Genomic DNA, 537 nt, shown 5'->3' on the forward strand with positions numbered 1-537 from the left:
ACTTGTGTCAAAACAAGTTTTAATAAAAGTAGCAGCGAAGGTTTTGGGATCGTTGATCCACAATAACCGGAGCATTGGTTAAGCTACTAAGAGCACACGGAGGATGCCTAGGCGCTAGGAGCCGAAGAAGGACGTGGCGAAAAACGATACTGCCTCGGGGAGCTGTAAGCAAGCTTCGATCCGGGGATGTCCGAATGGGGAAACCCAGCTGATGTAATAGTCAGTTACCCGTATCTGAATACAGTGGATGCGTGGAGGCATAACCAGGGAAATGAAACATCTAAGGACCTGGAGGAAGAGAAAACAAGAGTGATTCCGTCAGTCGCGGCGAACGAACGCGGAACAGCCTATACCAGAGAGCTTGCCCTCTGGGTTTGTGGGACGTCTCACATGGAGTTACAAAGGAACATATTAGGCGAAGAGGTCTGGAAAGGCCCGCTATAAGAGGTAAAAGCCCTGTAGCCGAAAGTATATGACCTCCGAGACGGATCCCGAGTAGTGCGGGGCACGTGAAACCCCGTATGAATCCAGCAGGAC

1 rRNA gene is annotated in these 537 nt (G+C 50.7%); it reads left to right on the top strand.

The window, feature by feature from the left end:
• Positions 1 to 76 precede the first annotated feature (76 nt).
• Positions 77 to 537 (top strand): 23S ribosomal RNA (locus RB298_RS29110); the annotation flags it as partial.

Source organism: Priestia sp. BR_2 (assembly GCF_041954005.1).
Lineage (GTDB): Bacteria > Bacillota > Bacilli > Paenibacillales > Paenibacillaceae > Paenibacillus_AQ > Paenibacillus_AQ lautus_A.